The organism is Bacillus sp. SRI_025 (genome assembly GCF_057592095.1).
Map to the genome: position 1 here is coordinate 442539 of NZ_JBYEGB010000001.1, position 19478 is coordinate 462016.

General features: G+C 42.4%; 18 protein-coding genes. 7 read left to right on the forward strand and 11 right to left on the reverse strand.

From position 1 onward, the window contains the following. Positions 1 to 65: 65 nt before the first annotated feature. The 4 genes from AC20OE_RS02265 to AC20OE_RS02280 form a co-directional block, all read right to left on the reverse strand. Positions 66 to 521: a GNAT family N-acetyltransferase gene (locus AC20OE_RS02265; RefSeq protein ID WP_247543816.1), complete on the reverse strand. Its 456-nt coding sequence runs from the start codon at positions 519 to 521 to the stop codon at positions 66 to 68. Positions 522 to 641: 120 nt separating this feature from the next. Then, complete coding sequence (locus tag AC20OE_RS02270; protein ID WP_487268249.1) at positions 642 to 1241, reverse strand: bifunctional 4-hydroxy-2-oxoglutarate aldolase/2-dehydro-3-deoxy-phosphogluconate aldolase; 600 nt, start codon at positions 1239 to 1241, stop codon at positions 642 to 644. Continuing rightward, positions 1213 to 2229 (reverse strand): sugar kinase, encoded by a 1017-nt coding sequence (locus tag AC20OE_RS02275; RefSeq protein ID WP_487268251.1) that lies wholly within the window; start codon positions 2227 to 2229, stop codon positions 1213 to 1215. Before AC20OE_RS02275 ends, AC20OE_RS02270 begins: the two co-directional genes overlap by 29 nt. A gap of 86 nt (positions 2230 to 2315) precedes the next feature. Further along, entirely contained in the window at positions 2316 to 3326 is a 1011-nt protein-coding gene (locus AC20OE_RS02280) for a LacI family DNA-binding transcriptional regulator (RefSeq protein WP_487268253.1), read from the reverse strand. A 258-nt stretch (positions 3327 to 3584) separates the two neighbouring features. Between AC20OE_RS02280 and kduI the strand changes: the two genes are divergently transcribed. From kduI to AC20OE_RS02305, 5 genes are all read left to right on the forward strand, one after another. Continuing rightward, positions 3585 to 4412 carry a 5-dehydro-4-deoxy-D-glucuronate isomerase gene (kduI, locus tag AC20OE_RS02285; RefSeq protein ID WP_041115552.1) on the forward strand — a complete coding sequence of 276 codons (828 nt, stop codon included), beginning with the start codon at positions 3585 to 3587 and terminating at the stop codon, positions 4410 to 4412. A gap of 5 nt (positions 4413 to 4417) precedes the next feature. After that, entirely contained in the window at positions 4418 to 5191 is a 774-nt protein-coding gene (gene kduD / locus AC20OE_RS02290; RefSeq protein WP_487268255.1) for a 2-dehydro-3-deoxy-D-gluconate 5-dehydrogenase KduD, read from the forward strand. 102 nt (positions 5192 to 5293) lie between these two features. Then, on the forward strand, positions 5294 to 6760 hold the full coding sequence (locus AC20OE_RS02295; RefSeq protein ID WP_487268257.1) for a spore germination protein: 1467 nt from the start codon (positions 5294 to 5296) through the stop codon (positions 6758 to 6760). Positions 6761 to 6763: 3 nt separating this feature from the next. After that, entirely contained in the window at positions 6764 to 7864 is a 1101-nt protein-coding gene (locus AC20OE_RS02300; RefSeq protein WP_106025548.1) for a GerAB/ArcD/ProY family transporter, read from the forward strand. Continuing rightward, positions 7861 to 9006, forward strand: a complete 1146-nt coding sequence (locus AC20OE_RS02305; protein WP_047201907.1) for a Ger(x)C family spore germination protein — start codon at positions 7861 to 7863, stop codon at positions 9004 to 9006. The genes AC20OE_RS02300 and AC20OE_RS02305 overlap by 4 nt, the downstream gene beginning before the upstream one ends. Positions 9007 to 9192: 186 nt before the next feature. Here the strand turns inward: AC20OE_RS02305 and AC20OE_RS02310 are convergent, their stop codons facing one another. Both AC20OE_RS02310 and AC20OE_RS02315 read right to left on the reverse strand, forming a co-directional pair. After that, complete coding sequence (locus tag AC20OE_RS02310; protein WP_487268260.1) at positions 9193 to 10593, reverse strand: glycosyltransferase; 1401 nt, start codon at positions 10591 to 10593, stop codon at positions 9193 to 9195. Between the two features lie 136 nt (positions 10594 to 10729). After that, positions 10730 to 12094: a sugar porter family MFS transporter gene (locus tag AC20OE_RS02315; RefSeq protein ID WP_144489965.1), complete on the reverse strand. Its 1365-nt coding sequence runs from the start codon at positions 12092 to 12094 to the stop codon at positions 10730 to 10732. Between the two features lie 257 nt (positions 12095 to 12351). Here AC20OE_RS02315 and AC20OE_RS02320 point away from each other — a divergent pair, with 257 nt between their 5' ends. Continuing rightward, entirely contained in the window at positions 12352 to 13317 is a 966-nt protein-coding gene (locus tag AC20OE_RS02320) for an LCP family protein (protein ID WP_151284868.1), read from the forward strand. A 164-nt stretch (positions 13318 to 13481) separates the two neighbouring features. Continuing rightward, positions 13482 to 14363, forward strand: coding sequence for a Cof-type HAD-IIB family hydrolase (locus AC20OE_RS02325; RefSeq protein ID WP_487268263.1), 882 nt, complete (start codon positions 13482 to 13484; stop codon positions 14361 to 14363). Positions 14364 to 14419: 56 nt separating this feature from the next. Here AC20OE_RS02325 and AC20OE_RS02330 read toward each other — a convergent pair whose 3' ends face one another. The 5 genes from AC20OE_RS02330 to pgsB all read right to left on the reverse strand — a co-directional run bounded on the left by AC20OE_RS02330 (position 14420) and on the right by pgsB (position 18750). Beyond that, entirely contained in the window at positions 14420 to 15643 is a 1224-nt protein-coding gene (locus tag AC20OE_RS02330) for a C40 family peptidase (protein WP_151284870.1), read from the reverse strand. A 108-nt stretch (positions 15644 to 15751) separates the two neighbouring features. Continuing rightward, the gene (edmS, locus tag AC20OE_RS02335; RefSeq protein WP_087976066.1) at positions 15752 to 15922 is read right to left on the reverse strand and encodes an extrachromosomal elements maintenance protein EdmS; all 171 of its coding nucleotides are present in this window, start codon (positions 15920 to 15922) and stop codon (positions 15752 to 15754) included. Beyond that, complete coding sequence (locus AC20OE_RS02340) at positions 15919 to 17085, reverse strand: CapA family protein (RefSeq protein WP_106025543.1); 1167 nt, start codon at positions 17083 to 17085, stop codon at positions 15919 to 15921. Before AC20OE_RS02340 ends, edmS begins: the two co-directional genes overlap by 4 nt. A gap of 18 nt (positions 17086 to 17103) precedes the next feature. After that, positions 17104 to 17553, reverse strand: a complete 450-nt coding sequence (gene pgsC / locus AC20OE_RS02345; protein WP_007497520.1) for a poly-gamma-glutamate biosynthesis protein PgsC — start codon at positions 17551 to 17553, stop codon at positions 17104 to 17106. Between the two features lie 15 nt (positions 17554 to 17568). Then, positions 17569 to 18750 (reverse strand): poly-gamma-glutamate synthase PgsB, encoded by a 1182-nt coding sequence (pgsB, locus tag AC20OE_RS02350; RefSeq protein WP_039181962.1) that lies wholly within the window; start codon positions 18748 to 18750, stop codon positions 17569 to 17571. Positions 18751 to 19478 lie beyond the last annotated feature (728 nt).

The window sequence follows — 19478 nt, forward strand, 5'->3', positions numbered from 1 at the left end:
ATCCTCCTCCTTTTCACTATTTCCGCATAAAAAAAGAGCTGCTTATAAGCATACTCTCTCGACCTCTATAATTCCTTTGTCATAAATAAACTGTTTGGATCTTCTTGATATGTACCAAAAGGCGGACAATACTGAAAGCCAGCGCTTTCATATAGTTTTCTTGCTGGTTCAAAGAAAGCCATTGCCCCTGTCTCTAAGCTGACACGTGTATACCCGCGCCGTTTTGCCTCTTGGAGAAGATGATTCAGCATATACCTCGCTACACCTTTCCGCATATGGAGGGCTGCAGTTCTCATCGATTTGATTTCCCCATGTTCACTTGACAGCTCCTTTAACGCTCCGCAGCCAAGAAGCTCCTCTCCATCTCGCACACTCCACACGGTGACATCTTGTTTTTTTAAATCAGTTAATGGAAGGGCGTGAATGCTTTCTGGCGGCGAATGCACCTTCATTTCTTCTATATGTGCAGTAATCAGCTGATCAATTCGTCCATCCGTAAGTTCATCTTGTAGAATATACATTTCCATCACTCCTTCCCGATCATTGTACGTGAAGAGTTGAATGGTTATCTGCTATTATGTCAGATAAACGAACAAACAACCGGCATCTATGAGCCAATTGTTTGTTCGTTTTACAAGTATTTATGAGGAAAGAACGGCTTGTAATTCCTCTGCTGTACTGTTTTCAAGCTGACTTCCGACACCGACAGCCACCGCGCCTGCTTTAAGCCACTTCGGAACATCAGCTGGATGAATGCCACCCGTAGGAATAAATTCAATCTCTGGAAATGGACCTTGCAGGTTTTTCATATAGGATAAACCGAAGGAGCCGCTTGGGAAAAGCTTGAGCAAGCCGTAGCCATCTGCTTTCGCCTGCATGATTTCACTTGGGGTGAGAACCCCTGGTACATAGAGTGTGTCGTAAAATGAGAGATGTTCTCCAATCATAGGAAGATATCCTGGACTGACGATAAACTGTGAGCCTGCCTCAACAGCTGATTGTGCCTGCTCCAGTGTCGTAATCGTTCCCGCTCCTACAATGAGGTCTTGCTCCTGCTGAAAGGATGCGATGATGCGTTCAGCATTTGGCGTGGTATACGTCACTTCAATGGCACGGACCCCTTTTTTCTTTAAACGCTCAATCATTTCAATGCCTTCTCTTTCACTACCCGCTCTCACCACTGCGATCAACTTACAAGACGCGAGCTGCTTTTTAACGCTCAAACTTGCTGACTTCCCCATATCTCTCATCCCCTTTCATGTAATCCCGCCTTTTATATCGTTTGGCTTCTTTCATAAAAGCTTGAAGCTCCTCCCGGGTAGGCAGTCCATCCTTATCTCCAGGAGACATCACTGCAAGTGCCCCGACTGCATTGCCTCTTGTCACGGATTTTTCATTTGATAAGCCGTCAAGTAAGCCGCTGATGACCCCCACTGCAAATCCATCACCAGCTCCAACTGTATCTACGACATCCTGCACATAAAATCCATTCACCATTCCTTGTCCGGCTGCACTTTTATAAAAGGCACCTTCTGCCCCTAGCTTAATGACCACTAGCTTGACGCCTTTTTGCAAATAAACATCTGCAATTTCTTCTGGCTCGTGACAACCCGTGAGCCTTTGCCCTTCTGCAAGACCTGGAAAAAACCAATCCACTTGCGAAGCGATTTGATTCACCGTCTGAATCATGTCCTCCTCCTCTTCCCATAGCTGAAGCCGAAGATTTGGATCAAATGAAATGGTTTTGCCCGCTGCTTTCATTTCTTGAAGGGCACGAATAGAAAACGCTCTCATTTCACTGGATAGGGCAGGCGGAATACCAGTCATATGAAGGTGGCCTGCCTGTTTGAAATAGGTGGCGGGAAAGTCGCTTGGACTCATTGTGCTCGCAGCAGAGCCTTTCCGATAATACGTGACGTCAGGGTCTCCATCGATCACTTTTGATTTAAGTAAGATGCCCGTTTGAGACCCATCATTTGAACGGAGCACTGCACTTGTATCGACCCCTTCTTTTTGAAGCTCTTCTAAAATAAATGTGCCAAGTGAATCTGCTCCGACTTTGCTCATCCAGCCCACATGAAAACCCAGCCTCGCCAAACCGACAGCCACGTTACTTTCTGCACCAGCAAGCGCCTTTTGAAATGTATGCACTTGATGAAGCTCCCCAACTTCCTTTGCATAAAACATCGCCATTGATTCCCCAAATGTGACCGCATCGAATGCTTTCACTCATTTCTCCCCTTCCTTGGTACCGGTTTCAAATCAGTTGAAAAAGAGAGAGCATGCACGTCTGTATACTCTTCTCTGCCTATCCTTTATAAAGATTTCCTTACAATGATTTCACCATCAAGTTGAATTGTTTGGGGCGCACTTTCATCCCCTTCAAGCCGTGTCTTGATTTTTTGCATGGCTGCTTTCCCCATTTCATGAGATGGCTGGGCAACCGTTGTGATTCCAGGTCCAATCAGCTTATACCATTCTGTATCATCAAACCCTGCAATACCGATCTCATCAGGAATCTTCATCCCAATCTCTACAAGTTCACTAATCAGCTTCAGCATGAGTAATCCATTGCCTGCTAAAATCGCTTTTTTCTGTTCGTTTGATTGTAGAAAACGGACAATCTCTTCGCGCATTTGTTCTTTTTGCTTTAAATCAATTTCTGCAATGATTGGCTTCTTATGTTTACTCAAAGCTGTCTGTTCATATGCTTCCTTTCGTTCTTCACGAGGACTGATTCCATCGACGGGCTCAGTAAAGAATGCGATGTGATCATAGCCTTTCTCATACATTTGTTGAAGCAACCGGATTGTGATATCACGGTTGTTCGTGGTCACTGTGTCGACTTTTAGTTCAGGCAATTTCCGGTCCACAAGAACAATCGGCACACCGTTTTTCTTAAACTCCTCCAGAATGTCATTGTTCTGTCCTGTTGTATTGATGATGAGCCCTTCAATATAATGTGCATTCAGCTTAAGGAGCATTTCCCGTTCTTTTTCTGGACGATTATCTGTGTTGCACACCATGATACTGTATCCATATTCATCACAAATCTCTTCAACTCCGCGAAGTGTTGCCACAGAGAATGGATTCGTAATGTCCGCTACAATAAACCCAATGACCTTGCTTTTTCTGACTTTTAGTCCTTGAGCAAGCTGACTCGGGCGATAATGGAGTTCCTCAATGGCTTTCTTGATTTTTTTTACCTTTTCTGAAGAAATTTCATTTGTTCTGCCATTGATATATCTGGATACAGTTGATTTTGAGACCCCTGCATAAGCTGCTACTTCGTTAATGGTCACTTTCGTTTGCTTTTTCTCTTTCATTCAAAAAACTCCCACAATTGATCTTCTCATTTGGTTCGAAACCGATTTCAAATAAACTTAAAAAGATCATATCATAATTGATGGCATTTCAGAAGATTTTTTTGCATGATGATGGCGTAAATTCGTCTAATCAGATAAAAAGAAAGCGATTTCAAATTAACGGTTGACGGCGCTCTCTTTTTCCTCTAGAATTTTCCTTGAAACCGATACCAAATAAATATCAATATTTGTTTCAGATGGAAAGGGAGGCTTATCCAAATGGAAAATCGTTATGCTGTACATCCTGAACAGGTCAAACGTTTTACAACCGAGGAACTTCGTCGTCATTTTCATATTCCTACGCTATTTGTCAGTGGTGAATTAAAGCTCTATTACTCTCATGAAGACCGTGTGGTGATTGGCGGAGCCATGCCGGCAGCAGAGCCGATCACACTAGATGCTGGGGACTTTTTACGGACGGAGTATTTTCTTGAAAGACGTGAAATCGGGATTGTGAATGTCGGCGGACAAGGAACGGTCACTGTTGATGGTGAGGCCTTTGTGCTGGAGCATAAAGATTTCTTATATATTGGTCTTGGTCACGAAGATGTACAGTTTGCTAGTTCATCAGGAGAGCAGGCCAAGTTCTATCTAGTTTCAGCCACGGCTCATAGAGCGTACCCTACGCAAAAAGCAGCCATCGCTGAATTAACACCAAACCACTTAGGGGAAGCAGCTGCCTCCAACGTACGAAACCTGTATCAAGTCATCCATGCAGACGGCATCCAAAGCTGTCAGCTCATGATGGGAATCACTCAACTGGAAACCAATAACACGTGGAACACGATGCCTGCACATATTCACGATCGCCGGATGGAAGTGTACTTATATCTTGATATCGAAGAGGATGCACGAGTCTTTCATTTTATGGGGGAGCCCTCTGAAACAAGGCATCTTGTTGTGGCAAATGAGGAAGCAGTCATTTCACCTGCCTGGTCCATCCATTCAGGTTCAGGCACAGCGAATTATTCATTTATTTGGGCAATGGCGGGCGAAAACTATACGTTCAAAGATATGGACTTTGTCCCAATGGATCAGTTGAGGTAACAAGGATGATGACAACATCATATGCAGCGTCCCTCTTTTCCCTTAAAGGAAAAACAGCCCTTGTGACAGGTCCTGGAACCGGCATTGGGCAAGGCATTGCCGTGGCGCTTGCCCAATCAGGTGCAGATATCATCGGCACTTATCACCACACACCGCTTGAAGAAACAAAGGCACTTGTCGAACAGGCAGGCCGATCATTTCATGCGGTTCAGGTTGACTTTTCCGATCCTCAAACTGCAAAGCAGGATGTTGACGCCATATTAAAAAAGCACACGATTGATATTCTAATCAATAATGCTGGAACCATTAAAAGAGAGCAGGCGGCTCACTATTCAGAGGAAGATTGGCATACGGTCATGGATGTGAATATCAACAGTCTCTTTTTCCTCACGCAAAAGGTTGGACAGCAGATGCTGAAAAACGGGCAAGGGAAAATCGTCAATATCGCCTCCCTTCTATCGTTTCAAGGCGGCGTCTTTGTCCCCGCTTATACAGCAAGCAAGCATGCTGTCGCAGGGCTGACGAAAGCTTTTGCCAACGAATGGGCGAGCCAGCATATACAAGTGAATGCGATTGCGCCTGGGTATATTGCGACCAATAACACACAAGCCATTCGTGACGATGAAAATCGAAATGAAGAGATTCTCAAACGAATTCCCGCCGGGCGCTGGGGAAAACCTGAGGATCTAGCAGGTGCTGCTGTTTTCCTTAGCTCACCTGCTTCTGATTATATGAACGGTCATATTTTAGCCGTTGATGGCGGCTGGCTTGCAAGATAAAAAGACGAGAGAATTCCTATCCGGGATTCTCTTTTTTCTATTTGTATAATTCTCCACCTTCCGAGTCACTCTATAAAAAACATGTGATGAGGGTGAGGTATTATGAAAAGTCGTATTGAACAAGATATAGCGTCCGTCATTAAGCGTGTCAAAAGCTTTGCCGGAAGAAGTGATGATATCGTGTTCCACTCTTTTTCATTTGGTCCTTCCACTATGTCTGCATGTCTCGTGTACATTGAAGGACTCACAGAATTTGAGTTACTTTCTAAGCAAATCATTTCACCAATGCAAAAGGAACTGGACCTCACTGAGGTTGATTCTACTACACTTTCCTCCCTTTCAAAAACGTTCTTTGGCATTCAAAGTGATGTGCTGGATGATATGAACCTTGCCATCGAGCAGTTATATAGCGGCAGGGCTATTTTATTTGTAGATGGAGCGGCTCAAGCACTTGCACTCCATACAAATCTTTTTCAATTTAGGGAAGTAGAAGAGCCGCAATCTGAAGTTCTTGTAAGAGGCCCACGGATCGGATTTATTGAGAATCTTGAAAAAAACACGGCTTTACTCCGCGAACGGGCAAACGACCCAAATCTTGTGATTCAAAAGGTGAGTATCGGTACTCGCAATAAAAAATCCGCTGCTCTTGTGTATGTTCGTGATATTGCTGACCCTAAACTAGTAGAAGATGTTCTATCACGCATGGCCGAAATCAAAATGGATGACATCCCTGAAACCGGCTATATTGAACAGTTGATTGAGGACAGTCACATCTCCATTTTCCCACAGATTCAAAACACAGAACGTCCTGACCGGGTGATTGCATCTGTGCTTGAAGGCAAAGTCTCGATTTTGCTCGATGGGACTCCTTTTGCCCTCATTTTACCTATGACACTTACAGCTTTGATGCAATCACCAGAGGATTATTATCAGAGGTGGACAAGCGCGACTCTTTTGCGTTTACTTCGTTATATTGCCGTGCTGCTCACGATTTTTTTACCCGGGCTTTACATTGCACTTGTCTCTTATCATCCCGGTTTATTACCGACAAGAATGGCACTCACCATCGCAGGCAGCCGGCAGAATGTTCCCTTCCCTCCTGTTGTCGAAGCCATTCTCATGTCTTTTACGATAGAGCTGCTGCGGGAAGCTGGACTACGGCTTCCAAGAGCCATCGGACAGACAATTGGGCTCATTGGCGGGGTTATTATTGGTCAGGCAGCTGTCCAAGCCAATATCGTCAGTGCCTTAATGGTGATTATTGTGTCGCTGACCGCACTGGCTGACTTCACGGCACCGTCATATGACTTTAGTTTCCCACTGCGTATTTTGCGGTTTATGGCCATTTTTAGTTCGGCATTGTTTGGATTATACGGTTTAATCATGTGTTATTTATTTGTGCTTTGTCACTTGATGCAGTTAAAGACCTTTGGTTTTGACTATTTCACACCTGTGTTGTCTTCACCGTTTTCAGATTTAAAGGATACGTACGTTCGTTTACCAATCGGGCTATTTAAATCCAGACCAAAAACAGCAAAAATAAAAAACCTCAGAAGACAAGGAGATTAAACGATGTACAGACCTGAAAAGCTATCATTGTTACAAGTCACCATTCTGTGCAGTTCTACAATGATAGGCGCTGGAATTTTAACCATTCCACGCAGTTCTGCCAATTCAGGATTCCCTGATGGCTGGATCATTGTATTATTACAGGGCGTCATCTTTGCTTTCGTTGCTTTTTTGTTGGGGTGGATTGCCGAAAAGAATGCACCAGACACCATTTTCGAGTCAAATACAAAAGGAGCGGGCGCATTCTTTGGCACAATCTTTAATTTAATGCTGATCGCCTATTTACTAGGCATTGTCGGCTTTGAGGCACGTGTCCTTGGGGAAGTGGTTCAGTTTTTCCTGCTGCAATCAACTCCCATGACCGTGATTGTGATGATTTTTTTACTCGTGGCGATCTATCATTTGAAAAGCGGTATCTTTCCAGTCGTCAAAATGGTGACCTATATTTATCCGATCACCATGGTCATTTACATAGCGCTCATGCTGTTTTGTTTAAAAATATTTGATTTTGATTATTTACGCCCTGTGATGGCGCATGGTTTTAAAGATTTTAGTAACCTTTTCTCTCAAACCTTTATTCAATTTACAGGCTTTGAAGTGATTTTGTTTGTTGTCCCGCTCATTTATAAAGACAAATGGTCTAAGGCAAAATGGGCGGCTGCAATCGGGGTTGGAATTACTTCTCTTGTATATTCCCTCACACTCTTTATAGTGATTGGCTCCATGACCGTTGGTGAAACGAAATCTCTCACTTGGCCAACAGTTTCCCTCATTCAAGCGCTTGAACTTGAAGGAGTGTTTATCGAACGATTTGATATTTTCTTACTGACGATCTGGACGTGCCAGCAGTTCATTTGTATGCTGGGCTTTTTCCAGTTTGCGATTAAAGGCTGCTTCACTGTTTTTAAAACAACCAATATAACGAGACTGTTATGGCTGTTATTTTTGATTACATCAGCACTCTCACTTTTCCCTAGAAATATCAATGAAGTCTTTTACTACTCTACTTTACTCGGCTACGCATTGTTTGCGGTTTTAGCCATTCCTTTTATTACTGCTATCCTGCTGATGATACGCAAAAAATGGGGAGGTCGTTCTACATGAGAGGCAGGCGTATACTGTTATTCTTTTTTTCCTGCTGTCTTTTCCTTCTATCAGCAGGCTGCTGGGACTTAAAGGATATTGAAAAACTATCGTTTGTACGCGGGGTTGGTATTGATGAGGAAGATGACAATGGAGTTAAGCTGACCTACCAAAACCTTGTACCGAAATCAAGTGGAACACAAGAAGCCGATTCTCCCGGCTATGTGAATGTTGTCTCCAAAGGAAAAAATGTGCTTGAGGCTGTCAGTAATGTCGCCTTGAAGGACCCGCCGATCTATAGTGATCACATGAAAATCTTCTTGTTTGGCAGAAATCAAGCAGAGCATCACGATATTCAAGGAACACTTAATCATTTTATTCGAGATGATGAGGTTCGGCGCAGCAGCTATCTCCTCGTGTCACGAGGAGATGCGTCAAAAGTCATCAATCAAAAGTTAAAGTCTCAACAGAAGGTACCGGTTGAGCATATCTTTGAAACATCCAAAAACCGAAGCTTTAACGGGAAGATCGCACCGCCAACACGTATAGGCCGGTCGTCTGATTACTTTCAGATGGGCGTTAGCTTCCTCGTACAAAGTGTAGATGTGATCAACAGTGAAATTATTTATGATGGGGCAGGAATCATACATGGGAAAACGAGAAAGCTGATTGGTTTTATCCCAGCAAAAGATGTCCAATCTTTAAACTGGGTAATGGGCCGTATCACTGGCGGCGTTGTACCTGCCACCTACAAAGGTTATCCGATCACGTATGAAATAAAAAAAGCAAAAACTAAGGTCAAGCCCTATCTGAAAGACGGAAAGGTATCCTTTAAAATTAGCATACAAACAAATGGAAAATTGTCTGAGGATCAATATCCTCCTGAAAACTCATTCGATGAGCAGTACATCAAACGATTTGAGCGTATCTTTGCTCATAAAATTAAAGAACGCATTCAAAAAGCAGTAAATCATGTGCAAAAAGAAGTCGGCGTTGATCCCATATTTTTAAACCAGCAGTTCCGTATGAAATATCCCGACTATTGGGATCAGCACGGTACCGAGTGGGATAGGCTATTCCAAGAAGCAGCCATCGATTACGATGTCAAAGTCAGCATTTTGAACTTTGGTGCAGAAGGCGCAACAAAAAGCTTTAAATGGTAATGCCAAAAGGCGGTTATCCCGGTGGGGGGCCGCCCTCATACTGTTGACAAAGGGCTAAAATGATCTTGATTTTAGCCCTTTGTCTTCTTTTCAGCGTGATAGAAAACCTTTGCAGCCCTAGGAAGGACGAGCACCGGAGCGCAGACCTGACACCGAATGCGAGGGTTTGGCTACACGCTGAAGCGGTTATCCCGATGGGGGGGAGCCGCCTTTTTTACGTACGACAATGAGAAGCTGATACAAAGTCACTTGGTCAGACAACGATTTTGTTTGAAAGCCAAGTGATGTTCCTATTCTTGCCACCTCATCAAAAAACAATTGAACGTTTTGATCAATCTGTACATTGACCCGCTGCTCGATCACACGTTCAAACAATTGGTCTGGGAAAAGCGCACGCATGGTGTTTGGTGTGAAGAACCGCATATGGGTTCGATCTAAAATTCCTACATCTTGATACGTAAAGTCCCCTGTCATCAAAGGAAGAAGCACCTCTGCATGCATCATGTTAGGCAGGCAGCAAATGATGACACCGCCTGGCTTTAAAGATGCGTGTGCTTGCTCAATGATGTGCCAAGGGTCTGACACATGCTCTAAAACATCTGAAAAAATGACCGCATCAAAAAAGGCCTCTTTCTCTGACCATGGGTATTCATCTGCATTTGCCTCAATCACTTCTTCGTAATACGCCTTTGCGACCGCTGCTTTTAATGCATCCTCCTCTACCCCGTACATGGTTACAGACTGCCGGTTCATCAATTCAAGCCCGGTTGCCCCTGCGCCGCACCCAACATCCAGCACACATGCAGCGTCCTCAGGGAGTAATTCCGCAAAATACGGATGAGGGGTGATCAAATTTAGATCTATGCCCCACTTATCTAAAAATCGAAGTCTGTTTTCAGTAAACAGTGTAGAGATGTTCGTTTCTTGATTGGCATTGAAGGTAGCATGACCATGATGATGCACAAAGGAATCATGCACAATTTGCAGCTGATATCCTTTCAGTAATGAACGTAAGCAAAGATCGTCATCCTCAAATGATCCATATACGAACCGCTCATCAAATAACCCCACATCCTCGATCAACTTTCTTTTCACGAGCAAGCAAAACCCTACAAGCCGGTGCACATAAGTTCTCTGATCTTTTCTCTTAGACGTATATTCCTTAGCAAACGCTGGGAGCTCCTTCACATCTGTATACGACGGCTGGACCATCTGGGGTCCGCTCACATAATTGGAGACTGGCCCCACCATCCCAATCTGTTCTGATGCGAATAGCGCCTCTTTTAATGGAGGAAGCCAATTTTCCGTCACGATCGTGTCATTATTTAAAAAGAGAATGCTGTCTCCTGAAGCTTCTTTTGCCCCTTGATTACATCCCTTTGCAAAGCCTTCATTCTTTTCATTATCAATGAAAATCACATCATCCAGCTCTCTTACATATTCCTTCGTGCCGTCAGTTGACGCATTATCAACGATGATGAGTTCATATTGGTCGCTGCTCGTATGCTGTTTAATGCTTTCGATACATGTTTTCGTTAAATGCAGTTCGTTGTACGTCAGCATGACAATGCTTGTTTTCCCTTTCATCTCATTTCCACCTTTCGCCCGCCTGTTCCATATGTATGTGATAGGAAGCACGTTCAGAAGATGAGGGAATGTCCTTTCTTGATTAAACGTTTGTTTAACATAGAAAAACCAGCTGCATACGGCAGCTGGTCATTGTTCACACTGTTTTCCCTTCGTCACCTGCGACGGCACGATTTCTCTTTTTTAAATCTTCTTCAATTTCTTCAAGACTTTTCCCCTTCGTTTCGGTCACCAAGTACCTCACAAATAAGAAGGCGCCTACGCCGATGACCGCATAGATGAGGAAGAGATTACTGATACCAATCGCGCTTAATAAAGCTGGGAATGTAAGCGAGATGATTAAATTTCCTGTATGAAGAAGGAAAGTTGAAACGCCTGTACCGATTCCTCGGACATGTACTGGGAACAGCTCTGGAAGCATCACCCAAACGACTGGCCCCCAGCTGACAGCAAAGATGACGATAAAGAGACCTAAACAAATAACGGTTGTCCATCCTGCAGCTGTTGACCCTTCGAAAAATCGGTTGACCACTGACAGGACAATTAAACTAAGGACCATTCCTGCATTCCCAAATAGGAGCAGCGCTTTACGCCCTACACGGTCAATGATTTTGATGGCAACAAACGTCATGATGACATTCACTGCACCAATTCCGACAGTGCCTAAAATCGCCGCAGAATTCCCAAAGCCAACACTTGTGAATGTTTTTGGTGCATAGTAGATGATCGTATTTGTACCGATAAACTGCTGCAAAAAGGCTAAGCCGACACCGGCAATCAATGCTGGGCGTACCCATGGCTCAAATAATTCCTTAAAACCGCCTTTTTCTTCACTTTCCGCCTTTTGAATATCTGAAATTTCTTCTTCCACTTCTTGCTTACTTTTTCTGAGTTTAGATAATATTTCCTTCGCACGATCAGCCTGTCCGTGGACAAACAACCAGCGGGGACTTTCCGGCATAAACAAAATCCCACATAACAAAAGAACAGAAGGAACAACCGCAATTCCAAGCATCAAGCGCCATGCCTCTGCATCCGCTAAAGCGTAGTTCACAATATAGGCTAGAAGAATACCAAATGTGATCATGAGTTGGTTTAATGAGGATAGTGCCCCCCGTGATTCCTTTGGCGCAAGTTCAGATAAATATAATGGAACAATCGTTGTCGAGCACCCGACAGCGAGCCCTAGTACAATTCGGAATAAGACCATCACTTCCGTATTCGGGGCAAGAGCTGTACCAAATCCGCCGATAATAAATAAAATCGCTGCGGCGATAATGGCTTTTTTCCGCCCAAATTGGTCTGTCAATTTTCCAGAAAGAGAGGAACCGAGCATCGCCCCGATTAAAATCGAGCTGACGACAAGCCCCTCTGTAAATGCATTTAAACCTAAATCCTCTTTCATAAATAAGATGGCGCCGGAGATGACACCTGTATCATAGCCATATAAAGCACCGCCAAGGGCGCCGAAGAAATAAAGCCATCCATTCCGATTTTTCATGTTCATAACCCCACTTTTGTCTCTGTACTCTATGAAAAATCATTTTCCTCACTTCCTGTCATTTCAAACATTTCGATGTTTTATGACAAATATATTTCATTTGTATATCTTTGAAACTTTTTACGAGAAGGATACGTCAATTAAGCGTTAGTGAAAAAAATGTCGCACTATATCCCGTTTTAAGGTATATTTGTTTTAGTTTGTAAGCATAAAGAAGGACATCTTTACTATAAAATCATAGCGAGGGTTTAAAATATATGGATCAATCACGAAGTAAACGCAAAGGAAAAAAGCGTTTAAAACCATGGGTGAAAGTCACTATTTTTATCATTAGTATTCTTTTACTGACAACTGCTTCAGTCACAGGCTATGCCTACTACAAAATAACAAATGCTGCCAAAAAGGCTCAAGTATCTCTTGATCGCGGCGCACAATCAGTGAAACGGATTGAAGCATTCGATCCAGGAAAAGACAGCTTTTCTGTCTTGCTGCTTGGAATTGACAGCAGACCGGGCGAAACAGTGAAACAAGCACGAAGCGATGCAATGGTGTTGGCTACCATTAACCGCACAAATAAAACCGTTAAATTATTAAGCATTCCTAGGGACTCATACGTTAATATTCCAGGCCACGGTTTTGATAAAATTACTCACGCACACGCATTTGGCGGTGCAGATTTAACAGTGAGTACAGTTGAAGATTTACTAGATATTCCGGTCGATTTTGTCATCCAAAGTAATTTTGTAGCATTTAAAGAAATCGTCAATGAATTAAACGGTGTGTCTATTAACATCAAGGATGATTACCTTGTGAAACAGATTAAAAAAGATACAAAAGGCAAAGTTGTGCTTCAAACTGGAACTCATACACTAGATGGGGATCAAGCGCTCGCATATGTGAGAACAAGAAAAGCAGATAGTGATTTAATGCGTGGACAGCGTCAAATGGAAGTGTTAAAAGCCATTTTTGATAAATCAAAATCTTTAACATCTATTCCGTCATACGATAATATCATTGATACACTCGGTGATAATGTGTCAACCACCCTTTCTATGAAGGAGTTAGTCGGTCTTTTCCCGCTTCTGACTTCATTGAAATCGGTTGATACCATCCAGCTTAAAGGATCTGATTACCAGCCAAACGGGGTTTATTATTACCAATTGGATCAAAACCAGCTGAACGAAGTGAAGACTGAATTGAAAAAGCAGCTTGAATTATCATAAATAGAAGCGTCCCTTTGGGGCGCTTTTTCTTATTTCCTTGATCATTCGCTCATTTTTGTTTAGCCTTGATAGTGAGGAAACAACCATCCTTTTTTTATGAGAATAAAGGAAATCGTACATACTTTGAAGAGGCTATTGCATGAATGAAGGAGGATTTGACAGCGATGAAAAAAATGATTGCGATTGATCTGGACGGTACACTTTTAAATACAAAAAGTGAAATATCCGCTCAAAACCGAGAGGCATTGATTCGTGCGAAGGAAGCTGGATATATTGTGACCATCTGTACAGGGCGGGCAACTTTTGATGTAAAGGAGCTGCTTGGCGATTTGGACATCCCCATTATTGCGGCAAACGGCGGGACTGTCCATACAGAGGGATACGAGCTCTTCAGCCGAATCACATTGGACCAAGAAGCGGGCAAGCGCGCTGCTAAGGCATTAGTGGAACGAAACATTTACTTTGAAGTCTATACAGACGATGCTCTCCTCTCCCCTTACGATGGAAAAGAGAAGCTGAAAGCAGAATTTGATCTGATCGAAAGCGCAAACCCAAATGAGGATCTCGCTGATCTATGGGAGGGAGCCATGACGCAATTTAAACAATTTGGCATCAAACCAGTGGATGATATCCGTCAGATTTTTGAGTCGAATGAATCGACCTATAAATTACTCTGCTTCTCGTTTGATATGAACAAACTGACTGAAGCACGAAATCTTCTGGCAGACATGCCCGAGCTTTCATTGACCTCGTCTGGAAAACATATTATTGAGGTGCTGCCAAAAGAGTCTGGAAAAGGACATGCCCTGAAAAAACTCGCAGCCCATTATGGTGTAGACCGCTCACATATTTATGCAATTGGTGACAGCCCAAACGACCTTTCTATGTTCGAAGAAGCAGGCCACCGCATTGCAATGGGGAATGCGGTTGATGTCATTAAAGAAAAGAGCACTTACATCACAAAAGGGAATCATGAAGATGGTGTCGCTTATTTTATTGATCTTCTTTTACAAAATCAATTCCATGAAAAAAAGACGCTTGTCTGATCAGCGCCTATAGAGAAGTCCAGAAGTCCGATCCAAGTATTGATCGGGCTTTTTCTTTATTTTTTGATTCTAACAGCCGTTTCATATTTGTCCTTCCAGTACGTACTTGTTTTCATATTGGTTAAGACAACACCGTTTGAGACAGTCACATGAATGACTTGATTTGATCCTGCATAAATTGCCGGCATCAATGATGTCCCGCTGAAGAAGACAAGATCTCCCGGCTGAAGCTCAGAACGTTTCACAGGCGTACCTGCTTTGACTTGACCTGATGCATAGCGAGGCAGCTCAATGCCAAGCACTTCTTGATACACGTACTGCGTAAACCCTGCTGTATCAAATCCTTGTTTTGGGTTCGTACCGCCTTTGACATAAGGGACTTCGCCAATATACGTAGCGGCTTTTGATACGATAGGATCCTCTTTCGACAGCTCCAGATCTGTTAATCGCTTCGCACCTGTCCATTTCTCGCGCCAATACGACTCAGACAAATAAGAAATTGTCACACTTTCAGAACGGCTCGCATGAATAAAGCGATCGCCTCCAATATACATACCTACATGAGAAATTCCTGGCTTATATGTGTTGCTAAAAAAGACAAAATCCCCAGGGCGAATATCGTCTAATGCTACTTTTTCTCCAACAGTCCACTGCTGTTCAGCACTTCGAGGTAAATAAATACCAAGTGATTTTTCAAATAAATACTGTAAAAATCCTGAGCAGTCGAATCCAGTCTTTGGATCGGTTCCTCCAAATACATAAGGAATACCCAAATAGGTCATCGCATCTTTCACAAGAGGGTCATCAGAAATGTCTTGTGTGCCGGGCAAGCGTTTGACCGCATAAAATCGATCAGTCCAATATTTGCTTTTGCTGACATCCGTTTTCACCACACCTTGACTAAGCGTGATATGGATGACCTGATCGTTCCCCGCGTACAACGCCACATGTGTTGGGATATCCTTCGTTTCTTCAAGACTTCGGAAATACACAAGGTCACCGGGCTGCGCTTTATCCCATGATACCTTTTTTCCAATTTGATATTGGTCAATTACCTTCCGCGGCAAATCAAATGTTTCGGATGTCTTGTACACATATTGAATAAACCCAGATGCATCAAAGCCCGTTTTTGGATCGGTTCCTCCTTTATGATAAGGTGTTCCAATGAGCTTTTCCGCTTGCTCCAAAAGAGATGGTGTTTGAGCAGATACCGCTGGTTGAGACATGAACATCAGCCCTACAAGCGCACACCCTCCGATCAACATTCCTTTCCATTTCATGATCCTTTCCCTCCTATCTTCTATAGTTTCGGCATGACACCATTCATTTTACACCCTTTTTCGACAAAAAAAGAACACGCGATGTGCGTGCCCTTTCTCCTATTTAGGTTATTTACCTGCTTCCGCTTTTGACTGCTTTTGCTGTTCAATTTTCTGCATTTCAACCGAAATCTTTTGTTTTTCGTGATCTGTCAGACTGTCACTAAATTTAAAAGCAGACATAAAGACAAAGACTAAGATTAACGCAACAAACGGCCAGCTTGCTTTTAGGAATTTCATTTCTTCTCTTTCCCTCCGTTTTCTTTTAAGTTTTTAACTTTATCAGCGTGATCTACTTCAAAGAAAATGTGTCCGTCTTTTTCTTTCCAATCCGCATTCGTTCCATTGGTCAGCATACGGATAATCGCTTTTGATTCAAGAGATCCTGCTTTTACTGGAGCAGGTGTTGCTTCTTTGATGTACATTGGGACAACTTCAAATGTCGCTTTTCCATCTTCATTCAGATGATACTGAACAAGTGCAGAATCACGTGTTCTTGACCAGCCTTGGTCAAAAATAAAGTTGCCTAGGCTATAGAAAATCGCCGTTCCGTTATAGACTTCCATTGGTTCAAGGACGTGTGGGTGAGCACCGATAATGATATCAGCTCCGGCCTTAGACATCGCTCTTGCCAATTCTCTTTGCCTGTCGTTTACTTCATTGTTGTACTCCTGTCCCCAGTGAGCATGAACAACGACAATATCTGCCTTTTCAGCAGCCTGCGAAATCATCGGAATAAAGATAGATGGATCGGCTGGCAGAATACCCGCCTGGCGATTCGTTGCTTTGAAATCTTTCCCATACACATCTGTAAAACCAAGCGTAGCAATTTTGACACCATTTACTTCTTTGTATGAAATGTTCTGCTTCGCATCTTGGAGGTTACGACCTGCGCCTGTATAATCCATGTCAGTTTGTTCAAAGGCATCGATTGTATTGTTCAGCCCTTTTTCACCATAGTCTGCCGCATGGTTATTCGCAAAGTTTAAGACAGAGAAATTCAAATCCTTCAATGCTTGGACAGAATCTTCATCTGTTTTTAAATGAATGTTCTTTTGGGCTGCCTGTTCTTTATCTGTTGCGACTGGATGCTCAAAGTTTCCTGTCACATAATCTGACACATCAAAATATGGCTTGGCATAGCGAAAGAGATGCTCTTTACCATAGCGGTCTGTTACTTTCTCTACGTTTCTTCCAAACATAATGTCACCGACAAACGAAGCGGTCAGGATGTTTTCTGGATTCTTTTGTACAGTGGGCACTTGTGCTTTCCCGATAAACGTAAATAGAAATGTACAAGCAATGACGATCGGTAAAGCAATGAGTACGTGTTTATTCGTCTTTTTCTTTTGGTTCTTTGTGATTTTCAGCAGCTTTTCCTGAAAGCTCAATTTTTTATTCATCATTGGACACACCTTATCTTAAAATAGATAGTAAACATACATGATGGCAAATGTTGCACCACTTAGAAGTAACGTGCTTCCAAGGGTAATTGTAAGACCTTGCTTTTGAATCGTATTCGCAATCAATCCAGGAACGATGATTCCAATTCCGCGGAATTCTGCTATTTCAAATGGGACGACTGGATAGAAGAAATCAAATATCAGTTTTAAGGCAATCCCTGTAATCAGCATCGCAGCAAACTTTCTGCGTCCGTATAAAATCATGAATTTTGATAAGCCAAAACGAACGATCACATACGTAAGCAAGCTGACAGATAAGACGACTAAAATGAAGACTGGCTGGTTAAATACGAGCGCTAGATAACCTGGGACAACAAGTCCAGCTGGTACGATTCCTGTTTTTTCTGCAAAGATTAAACTGAGTAGAACTCCTAAAATTAACGAGATATAAAGATCTGATCCGAACATTTTCTATATTTCCTCCTAGCTGACAAGCTGCTTAATTTTGTATTCTTGAATTTTTTCGATTAACGGTTCAGCGGCACCATGGATATTGCCGACTCCATAAACCACTCGATTATGAAGCTTTTTCTCAAGCATATTCATAATTTGTTCTGTAGATTGATATTCAAGGTTGTGTAAGTGGTCAGCCGGAATTTTCCCTTCCTCATATGCCTTCACAATTGGATCTGTTGTTTCACCAATTAAGACAAGGTCACTTGCTTCAATATAAGGAAGTACATCCTCCGCAAACTGGATCGTTCTATCTACTCGATCTGCACGGCAGTTCATAATAATAATCGGTTCATCTGTTGGATATCCAATTTCTTTCACACGCTTCCAAATGTTCAATGTAGAGGATGCGTCATTTGCCGCAAATCCATTTACAAAGTGTCCAGGTGTTTTCGCGTCCATTAATGGAAGAATTCTCATCGCTCCTGGATCAGGCGGCGCATTTAACATTCCTCTGAATGCCGTATCTTCATCAATCCCCAATGCTTGGGCAACACCGAGTGCCAGTGAAGCATTATCTGGGAAAACCATGTACTCAAATTTCCGCAAAAACTCATCGGAAATCTTGGAATTATCTGCAACAATGACTTCTGTGTTGCGTTTTTTCGCAATCTCTTTAAAGAAATCCGTATATTCACTATCCGTAATAACCAAGTGTCCATTGTAAGGAATTGTCGCTGTAAAGGCTTCTGCTATTTCATCAAGTGTTGGCCCCATGACGTCCATATGATCTTCAAGAACGTTTACGATTACGCCAATGTTTGCTTGAAGCAGCTCTTCCTGAAAGATAATTTGGTAATCTGGATTTACCGCCATACATTCACTGACGATGGCATTTGCTCCTCTTTCAACTGTTTCTCTCATAACTTCCTTCTGCTCTCCGATATTCGGTCCTTGCGGTTTCCTTTTAATCGGTTTCTCCTCTGGCGTATCCCAATAAATCATTCTTGCATCCGTTCCCGTTGTTTTACCGACAGTTTTATAACCTGCCTCCATTAAGATACCGGTTGTCAATCTTGTGACGGTAGACTTTCCGCGAATACCATTAATATTGACGCGCACCGGCAGGGCATCGATATTTTTCTGATGACGCTTCTTTTCAATAAAGCCAATCCCTAACATGATGACACAGGCTATAACGATTAACCACATCGCTATCTACATCTCCTTTTTTTATGAGTGTGATATGTAAATTCAATCAACAGTATATCTGTTCAGCATAAAATCACAATCGGTATTATGTAACATAATCTTTCACTTCCTCGTATGCCAAATTCCTCTAATCAAAAGGCTTTTTTGCCTACCTATCCTTTAAATGAAAAGGCCAAAAGACGGACAAAAATCAGTCTGAATTTCTGCTGAATTCATGAGAAAGCGTTAACATCAATGATCCGAAAATCTTTTGTCCTTTTCTCCCTAAATTTTTCGACAATTATTAAGATGTATTTTGAATCAATGTTTTAAAGCCCGTTATTCTCTATAACATCAGTCATATCAGCGCTTTAAATGAATAGTGCGTGTTTTGGAATGTTTTAAATTTTTGAATGAACAGGTTAGAAAGTCATTCTCCTTGGTCAGATCGCTGTGTGTTGACCTATGACAAAGGTCACCTCTAAAAAAATCAAGTCATCTGCTTATTTTTAGGTCACAAAAAATTGGGATAAGATGTAAAACTTTGATCATTTCGGTGTACCTTCTCTTTACGAGATTCGCACCTAATGACCTAAACAATGAAACATTATTCATTTGTTTTTATCAAGATTCATCATTTCTTAACATTTTTAATATGAATTTAGTTGAAAGTTGTCAGCTCATGTCATGCTTTCCCCAATGATGACGAATAAAATTCGCTTCTCCGCTTACACTATGGTTAAAAAATC